This window comes from Pseudomonas sp. A125, from assembly GCF_055409485.1.
In genome coordinates this window covers 182,317-190,619 of sequence record NZ_JBUZVP010000016.1, presented here as the reverse complement: position 1 = coordinate 190,619, position 8,303 = coordinate 182,317, and the positions used below count along the sequence as shown (strand labels likewise).

The following is an 8,303-nucleotide window of genomic DNA, read 5'->3' as shown; positions in this document are numbered from 1 at the left end:
GCTCTAAAACCTTTTCCCACATAGTCTCGTCGTCCTGACTGAATCGGTTGGGGGATTTTAAACCAAGACCTTGAAAGGGGTGGCTGTAAGAGCGGAACCCTAAGCCGCCGTTACCGAAGAAACGGATATGTACCCAGTCAGGTGCACATATCTCCTCCCCCCAACCCACCTACGCAACTATTGGTTACATGTTGATGATAACCTCGCTTTTCCCCCTCCCAGACCTGCCTCCCCGATGCCCAGTGAACCCGCGCTGCTGTTACGTCACCACCGCCCTTTCATCGCGTTCTGGCTGGCACGGATCTTTACCGCCAGCGGCTTCCAGATGCTCACCGTGGCCATCGGCTGGAACCTCTACCAACTGACCGGCAACGTGCTGGACCTGGGCTTGGTCGGCCTGGTGGAATTCGTACCGCGAGTGCTGTTCATGCTGCACACCGGCCATGTAGCCGACCGCTATGAACGGCGCAAGGTGGCGGCCATCTGCCAGACCCTGCAGGCCTTGATTGCACTGTCCTTGGCAATTGGCGGCCTGACCGGCAACGTCACCCGCGAAATGATTTTTATCCTGGCCTTCCTGCTCGGCGCGGCGCGCTCGTTTGAAATGCCCACCACCCAGGCCCTGCTGCCAAGCATCGTGCCCACTGCGCTGTTTCCCCGCGCAGTGGCGTCGTCGCAGTCGGCGCAGCAATTGGCGACCATCGTGGCGCCGGCGTTGGGCGGTTTGTTGTACGCCTTTGGCAGCGTCTGGGTATATGGCCCCACCGTGGTGCTGTACCTGATTGCCTGCGTGCTCACCCTCAACCTGCCCGCGCGCCAGACCCCGCTGAACAAGGCCAAGGCGACCATGGATTCGTTGCTGGCCGGGATTCGTTTTATCCGCAGCCGGCCGGATATCCTCGGGGCAATTTCCCTGGACCTGTTTGCGGTGTTGCTGGGCGGCGCCACGGCGTTGCTGCCGGTGTTTGCCAAGGACATCCTGCTGACCGGGCCGTGGGGGCTCGGGTTGCTGCGCTCGGCACCCGCTGTGGGGGCGCTGATCATGTCACTGTGGCTCGCGCGGTTTGCGGTAGACCGGCATGTGGGGCGGATCATGTTTACAGCGGTGGGTGTGTTTGGTGTGGCCACTATCGCGTTCGGCCTGTCGACCTCGTTCTGGTTCTCCCTGGCGGTGCTGGTGGTATTGGGCGCAGCAGACATGATCAGCATGGTGATCCGCGCCTCGTTCGTGCAGTTGGAAACCCCGGATGAAATGCGTGGCCGGGTCAGTGCGGTCAACGGGCTATTCATCGGCGCGTCAAATCAGTTGGGCGAATTTGAGTCCGGAATCACCGCCCACTGGTTCGGCACCGTGCCCGCCGTGGTCATGGGCGGCATCGGTACGCTGGTGGTGACCGGGGTCTGGATCAAGCTGTTCCCGACCCTGGCCAACCGCGACCGCATGCATGTGCCGGTGGAAGAAGCCGCCAAGGTTTAGAGCACCTTGTCCAGGGTGACGGGAAAGTCCCGCACCCGCTTGCCGGTAGCGTGATACACCGCGTTGGCCACGGCCGCCGCCACCCCCACAATCCCGATCTCGCCAACGCCCTTGGAACCCAGAGCGTTGACGATCTCATCGTGTTCCTCGACAAACAGCACATCAATTTCGCCGATATCCGCGTTTACCGGGATGTGGTACTCGGCCAGGCTGTGGTTCATGTAGCGGCCCAATTGATGGTCAATCTGGGTTTCTTCATGCAACGCCATGCCGATGCCCCACACCACTCCACCAAGAATCTGGCTGCGGGCCATCTTCGGATTGACCACCCGCCCTGCCGCTATGGCACTGACCACACGACTGACCTTGATGGTGCCCAGGTCTTCATCCACCCGCACTTCGACAAACACCGCCGAATGCGTGGCCGAGGCATAGCCTTCGCGCTTTTTATCGGGTTCGCAGTCCACCTGTACTTCCAGCGCCTGCTCGCCACTGTCCTGCACCAACTGCGCCAAAGACACGCGCTGGTTACCGGCATGCAACTGGCCGTTTTCAAACCGCGCCGTTTCAGCATCCTTGAACGCAGGATAAGTCTGGCGCGCAATCACCAGCAGTTTGGCCGTCAACGCTTCACACGCCTGCTGCACCGCGCTGCCCACCGACGAGACGGTAAACGAGCCACCCTGCAGCGGCGCCGTGGGCAGTGAGGAATCCCCCAGCAGGAACGTCACGTCGCCCACAGGCACGCCACTGGCCTGGGCGGCGATCTGCGCCATGACCGTGTAAGTGCCGGTACCGATATCGGTGGTGGCGCTGCTGACCGTGAGTTTGCCCAGGTGGTCGATGCGCGCCTTGGCGCTGGCCTTCATTTGCATGGCTTCCCACACCCCACCGGCCATGCCCCAACCGATCAGTTGGCGACCATCACGCATGCTCCGTGGCTCCGGGTTGCGCTGGCTCCAGCCGAAACGTTCGGCACCTTCGCTGTAGCATTCACGCAAGGCCTTGCTGGACCAGGGCTTGTCTTCATTCTGGTTGCGCTCGGCATAGTTGATCAGCCGCAACTGCACCGGGTCGATGCCCAGGGCGCAGGCCAGTTCGTCCATGGCGCACTCCAGGCCGATTACCCCCAGCGCCGCGCCGGGTGCACGCATGTCCAACGGCGTGAATACATCCAGCGGCACCAGTTTGTAGGTCAACAGCACGTTGTCGCAGTGATAGAGCATGCCGCTCCATTCCACCACGTGCTCGCTGAAGTCCTCAAAACGCGAGGTCTGGCCGATAGCAGTGTGGCCCAGGGCGAGCAAGCGGCCATCGGCGGCAGCACCCAATTGCAGGCGCTGCAAGGTGCGCGGGCGATAGCCGAAGGTGAACATCTGCTGGCGCGTGAGGGTGACGCGCACCGAGCGTTTCAGCGCCAGGGATGCCATCACCGCCAGCGGCAATTGGTACTGCGGGCGCAACCCGGATCCAAAGGCACCGCCAACGAACGCGGCAAAGATCCGCACCTGGCTTTTATCCAGGCCGAACACTTTCTGCACATAGGCCTGGCAGTTCTGTGGGCCCTGAGTCTTGTCGTGGATATGCAGGGTGCCGTCCGGCTGATACAGCACGGTACTGGCGTGGGGCTCCATCGGGTTGTGGTGTTCGATGGGCGTGCTGTAGTGCAGATCCAGGCGGGTGGCGGCGCCGGTCCATTCGGCCTGGAAATTGCCACGCGGCTTGGGCGGTGTTTGCGGCGATGGGTGCGACTGTTCCTGTAGGGCCAGCAGATCGGTCTCGCAGGGTTCGGCGGCGTATTCGATCTGCACCAGGGAGCCGGCGTGGCGCGCCAGTTCCAGGTTGTCGGCAATCACCAACGCCAACGGCTGGCCGCTGTAGAGCACGCGGTCGTTGTACAGCGGGCGAAACGGCGAGCCATCGGCGGCATCGGCGTCGGCATAGCTGTCATCGTAGCTCGCGAGTTTGGGGCGGTTGAGGTGATCGAGCACCATCACCACACCCGGCAGCGCCAGAGCTTTGGAAGCGTCGATGCGGATGACGCGGCCTTTGGCGATGTTGCTGGAAACCACGCTGCCATGCAGCAGGCCGTCCTCGGGAAACTCCCCGGCATAGCGCGCTTGCCCGGTCACCTTGAGCAGACCGTCCACCCGGTCCAACGGTTTGCCGATTGCACTCATGACGTGGCTCCTGCAACAGCGGCATCGCTCAAGGCGCGAATGATCGCGCGGCGTGCCAGTTTGATCTTGAAGCCGTTGTGCTCCAAAGGCTCGGCGTCCAACAACAGGGCTTCGGCGGCAGCACTGAAGGTTTCGCGGCTCACAGGCTGGCCGACCAACGCAGCTTCAACGGCGCGGTCGCGCCAGGGTTTGTGGGCGACACCGCCCAGGGCCAGGCGGGCGTCTATGATCACGTCGCCTTGCAACTCAAGGGCCGCCGCGACGGACACCAGCGCGAAGGCATAGGAAGCCCGGTCACGGATTTTCAGGTAGTGGCTATGGGTTGCAAGGTGATCGGCGGGCAACTCGATGGCGGTGATCAACTCGTCGTCTGCCAGTTGGTTATCCCGCTGGGGCGCATCACCGGGCAATCGGTGGAAGTCGGCAAACTCGATGACCCGCGCCCCGCCCCGGCCCTGCACATGCACCTGGGCATCCAGCGCGGCCAGGGCCACGCACATGTCCGAAGGATGGGTGGCCACGCATTGGTCGCTGGCGCCGAGAATCGCGTGGATGCGGTTCAAACCGACCCGGGCCGGGCAACCGCTACCGGGCTCGCGCTTGTTGCAGGGCACGGCAGCGTCATAGAAGTAGTAGCAACGGGTGCGCTGTAAAAGGTTGCCGCCGGTGCTGGCCATGTTGCGCAACTGCGGCGAGGCCCCCGCAAGGATGGCCTGGGACAGCAACGGGTAGCGCTCCTCGATCAGCGGGTGCCAGGCCAGGTCAGCGTTGCTCACCAGGGCACCGATCATCAGGCCACCCCCGGCGGTTTCTTCCACGTCGCGCAGGGGCAGCCCGGTGATATCGATCAGGTGCTCGGGACGGCTGATGTTTTCTTTCATCAGGTCCAGCAGGTTGGTGCCGCCGGCGATAAAGCGCGACGCCGGGCTGACCAGGTTCACCGCCTCCTGCACGTCAAGCGGCTTGCTGTAATGGAAGGGATTCATTGCTCACCACCCTGCGTACGGCACGCTGGCAAGGCTTCTTCGATGGCATCGCGAATGTTGTTATAGGCGCCACAGCGGCACAGGTTGCCGCTCATCAGCTCCTGAATTTGCGCGGTGTCGTGGGCTCGGCCTTCACGGGCCAGGCCCACTGCCGAACAAATCTGCCCCGGCGTGCAATAGCCGCACTGGAAAGCATCGTGCTTGATGAACGCCTGTTGCATCGGGTGCAAAGTTTCGCCCGAGGCCAGGCCTTCAATGGTGGTCAACTCGGCACCGTCGCACATCACCGCCAGGGTCAGGCAGGCGTTCACCCGTTTTCCGTTGAGCAACACGGTGCATGCACCGCACTGGCCGTGGTCGCAGCCCTTCTTGGTACCGACCAGGTCCAGTTGCTCGCGCAGCAGGTCCAGCAGGGTGGTCCAGGGCAGCACATCCATTTGGATGTCTGTGCGATTCACCATCAAGCGAATCGGGTGGCTGGCGAACGGTTTGGCCGCAGCAAGGTTGGGGGTCGCGCTCATAAACACCTCACGGATTGGTGTGCAATCGCGGCGTTCTAGAAAGTCGCCGTCTTAACGGTACGACTTCCCGGGGTTATGAGCGTTCAAGGCAATTGATGGGTGGCGATCAGCGAATGCTGAGGGTAGTGACCAACTGCTTGCGCGGCGGGTTGATCGAGCTGTTGCTGTATTGGAACGCGCCGCCGGCTTCGATATCCAGCTGGAACGTATAGATGTAGCCCATCAACGTGCCGGCGCCGCTGCATGCCTGGCTGACTGAGCCCACTTGGCAGATGGCCATTCTGGTGCCGGACACCGGGGCTCCATCAAAAAACGCGTGGGAGCTGTTGCCCAGGCCGACTTCCATCACGTACACCAGCGTTTGCCCACGGTGCGTGCACATCTGGGTGCTGTCCGCCCGCTCGGGAATGGTTTCGGTGCATTTGGCCGACTGCACCTTGAACACCCGCACCTCGCTCAACGCCGGTGCAGGCGCGCCCCACGCCGGTGCTGCGCCGAGCCACAGGCCGATACAACCGAACAGAGCTAGACTCCAGCCGCTGGCTTTTTTCATGCTGTCGATGACCCTGTAATAAACGTCGGCGCAGTATGCCTCAAGGCCATGATCAAGCCTATGCGCCACTGGCCCTCGGCTGCTGGTATGATGCGCCGCTTTTTCCGATCCTCTCTGGAACCACAGGCGCTTGGCGCAGTTTGTGCTTTGACTTAGAGGTCAACAAATAACGACGCAAAATAGCGTCACAGGGAGCAGGCATGCTGGAAAAGCTGTTTCAACTCAAGGCACACAACACGAATGTGCGTACCGAGATTCTCGCGGGCGTCACCACCTTTTTGGCCATGGCCTACATCCTGTTCGTCAACCCGAGCATCCTCGGCGAGACCGGCATGGACAAGGGCGCGGTCTTTGTCGCGACCTGCCTGGCGGCGGCCATTGGTTCCACCGTGATGGGCCTGATCGCCAACTACCCGATCGCCCTGGCACCGGGCATGGGCCTCAACGCGTTCTTCACCTACACCGTGGTCCTGCACATGGGCCATACCTGGCAAGTGGCGCTGGGCGCGGTGTTCATCTCGGCGGTGCTGTTCTTCCTGCTGTCGATCTTCCGCATCCGCGAATGGATCATCAACAGCATCCCGCTGCCACTGCGCTCGGCCATTGCGGCGGGCATCGGCCTGTTCCTGGCATTGATTGCGCTGCATAACGCCGGCATCGTGGTCAGCAACCCGGCCACCATGGTGGGCTTGGGCGACCTGAAACAACCGGCACCGATCCTCGCCACCCTGGGCTTCGCGCTGATCGTTGCGCTGGAAGCCCTGAAAGTGCGTGGCGCGGTATTGATCGGTATTTTGGTGGTCACCATCGCCTCCATCGTGCTGGGCTTCACCCCGTTCGGCGGCGTGATGTCGATGCCACCTTCGCTGGCCCCGACCTTCCTGCAACTGGACATCAAGGGCGCGCTGGACATCGGTCTGGTGAGCGTGATCTTCGCGTTCCTGTTCGTCGACCTGTTCGACAACTCCGGCACCCTGATCGGCGTCGCCAAGCGCGCAGGCCTGATGGGCAAGGACGGCCATATGCCGAAAATGGGTCGTGCGCTGATCGCGGACAGTACCGCAGCCATGGCCGGTTCCCTGCTGGGCACCTCGACCACCACCAGCTACATCGAATCGGCTGCAGGCGTGAGCGCTGGTGGCCGTACCGGTTTGACAGCGGTTGTGGTTGCGATCCTGTTCCTGCTGGCGCTGTTCTTCTCGCCACTGGCGGCCAGCGTACCGGCGTTCGCCACCGCGCCGGCGCTGCTGTTTGTTGCCGTATTGATGACGTCTGGCCTGGCCGAAATTGACTGGGACGACATCACCGTCGCCGCGCCGGTGGTGATCACCGCCCTGGCGATGCCATTCACTTATTCCATCGCCAACGGCATTGCCTTCGGTTTCATCGCCTGGACCGCCATCAAGCTGCTTTCGGGCCGCTACCGTGAGCTGAACCCGGCGCTGGTGATTCTGTCGATTCTGTTTGTGATCAAGCTGGGCTGGTTCAACGCATGACTTTTGACGCCGCAAGCTACACCGCTCAACTGCAAGACAAGGTCACGCGCTTGCGTGACCTGCTGGCGCCGTTCGACGCGCCAGAGCCTCAGGTTTTCGACTCGCCCTTGCAGAACTTCCGCCTGCGGGCGGAGTTTCGCCTGTGGCGCGAAGAGGGTCAGCGCCACTACGCGATGTTCTCCCAGGACGACAAGCGCACGCCGATCCTCATCGACGCGTTCCCGATTGCCAGCCTGCGCATCAACCAGTTGATGCCGCAGCTCAAGGCCGCCTGGCAAGCCAGCGCAGCCCTGAGCCACAAGCTGTTCCAGGTGGAGTTCCTCACTACCCTGGCCGGCGACGCGATGATCACCCTGTGCTATCACCGCCCGCTGGACGAGCATTGGCATACGGCGGCCAACAAGCTGGCGGCTGACTTGAATGTGAGCATCATCGGCCGCTCCAAGGGCAAGCGTGATGTGATCGGCCTTGATTACGTGGTTGAGAAACTCGACGTCGGCGGTCGCACCTTCAGCTATCGCCAGCCCGAAGGCGCGTTCACCCAGCCCAACGGCACGGTGAACCAAAAGATGCTCAACTGGGCGTACGAAGCCCTCGGCGATCGCAGTGATGACTTGCTGGAGTTGTATTGCGGCAACGGCAACTTCACCCTGCCGCTGGCCACTCGCGTACGCAAAGTGCTGGCTACCGAGATCAGCAAGACCTCGGTAGGTGCAGCCTTGAGCAACCTCGATGAAAACGCTGTAGATAACGTCACCCTGGTGCGTTTGTCGGCTGAAGAACTGACCGAAGCCTTGAACGAAGTGCGCCCGTTCCGACGCCTTCACGGCATCGACCTCAAGAGCTACGAGTTCGCCAGCGTGTTCGTCGACCCGCCGCGTGCCGGCATGGACCCGGACACCTGCGAATTGACCCGACGCTTCGAGAACATCCTGTACATCTCCTGCAACCCGGAGACGCTGGCGGCGAACATTGCGCAACTGCATGACACACACCGTATTACCCAGTGTGCGTTGTTTGACCAGTTTCCGTGGACGCATCATATGGAGTCCGGGGTGTTGTTGACCCGGCGGTAACACGTCAGGACACC

7 protein-coding genes are annotated in these 8,303 nt (G+C 62.1%); 3 read left to right on the top strand and 4 right to left on the bottom strand.

Annotation, left to right across the window (positions count from 1 at the left end; translation table 11 throughout):
• Positions 1 to 235 precede the first annotated feature (235 nt).
• Positions 236 to 1,477 (top strand): MFS transporter, encoded by a 1,242-nt coding sequence (locus ACZRN6_RS21985; RefSeq protein WP_322147642.1) that lies wholly within the window; start codon positions 236 to 238, stop codon positions 1,475 to 1,477.
• Here the strand turns inward: ACZRN6_RS21985 and ACZRN6_RS21980 are convergent.
• The 4 genes from ACZRN6_RS21980 to ACZRN6_RS21965 form a co-directional block, all read right to left on the bottom strand.
• The gene (locus tag ACZRN6_RS21980; RefSeq protein ID WP_464008833.1) at positions 1,474 to 3,657 is read right to left on the bottom strand and encodes a xanthine dehydrogenase family protein molybdopterin-binding subunit; all 2,184 of its coding nucleotides are present in this window, start codon (positions 3,655 to 3,657) and stop codon (positions 1,474 to 1,476) included. The two genes, ACZRN6_RS21985 and ACZRN6_RS21980, sit on opposite strands and share 4 nt — an antisense overlap.
• Entirely contained in the window at positions 3,654 to 4,643 is a 990-nt protein-coding gene (locus tag ACZRN6_RS21975) for an FAD binding domain-containing protein (protein ID WP_464008832.1), read from the bottom strand. Before ACZRN6_RS21975 ends, ACZRN6_RS21980 begins: the two co-directional genes overlap by 4 nt.
• Complete coding sequence (locus ACZRN6_RS21970; protein ID WP_322147646.1) at positions 4,640 to 5,164, bottom strand: (2Fe-2S)-binding protein; 525 nt, start codon at positions 5,162 to 5,164, stop codon at positions 4,640 to 4,642. Before ACZRN6_RS21970 ends, ACZRN6_RS21975 begins: the two co-directional genes overlap by 4 nt.
• A 106-nt stretch (positions 5,165 to 5,270) precedes the next feature.
• A complete protein-coding gene (locus tag ACZRN6_RS21965) occupies positions 5,271 to 5,717 on the bottom strand; it encodes a DUF4879 domain-containing protein (protein WP_322147647.1) in 447 nt (148 codons plus the stop codon).
• 200 nt (positions 5,718 to 5,917) lie between these two features.
• Here ACZRN6_RS21965 and ACZRN6_RS21960 point away from each other — a divergent pair, with 200 nt between their 5' ends.
• On the top strand, positions 5,918 to 7,213 hold the full coding sequence (locus tag ACZRN6_RS21960; protein WP_003215557.1) for an NCS2 family permease: 1,296 nt from the start codon (positions 5,918 to 5,920) through the stop codon (positions 7,211 to 7,213).
• Positions 7,210 to 8,289, top strand: a complete 1,080-nt coding sequence (gene trmA / locus ACZRN6_RS21955; protein WP_464008831.1) for a tRNA (uridine(54)-C5)-methyltransferase TrmA — start codon at positions 7,210 to 7,212, stop codon at positions 8,287 to 8,289. Before ACZRN6_RS21960 ends, trmA begins: the two co-directional genes overlap by 4 nt.
• Positions 8,290 to 8,303 lie beyond the last annotated feature (14 nt).

Coding starts and splice junctions, on each gene's coding strand:
- ACZRN6_RS21985 (WP_322147642.1), top strand. CDS start 236: ATGCCCAGTGAACCCGCGCTGCTGTTACGTCACCACCGCCCTTTCATC.
- ACZRN6_RS21980 (WP_464008833.1), bottom strand. CDS start 3,657: ATGAGTGCAATCGGCAAACCGTTGGACCGGGTGGACGGTCTGCTCAAG.
- ACZRN6_RS21970 (WP_322147646.1), bottom strand. CDS start 5,164: ATGAGCGCGACCCCCAACCTTGCTGCGGCCAAACCGTTCGCCAGCCAC.
- ACZRN6_RS21975 (WP_464008832.1), bottom strand. CDS start 4,643: ATGAATCCCTTCCATTACAGCAAGCCGCTTGACGTGCAGGAGGCGGTG.
- ACZRN6_RS21960 (WP_003215557.1), top strand. CDS start 5,918: ATGCTGGAAAAGCTGTTTCAACTCAAGGCACACAACACGAATGTGCGT.
- trmA (WP_464008831.1), top strand. CDS start 7,210: ATGACTTTTGACGCCGCAAGCTACACCGCTCAACTGCAAGACAAGGTC.
- ACZRN6_RS21965 (WP_322147647.1), bottom strand. CDS start 5,717: ATGAAAAAAGCCAGCGGCTGGAGTCTAGCTCTGTTCGGTTGTATCGGC.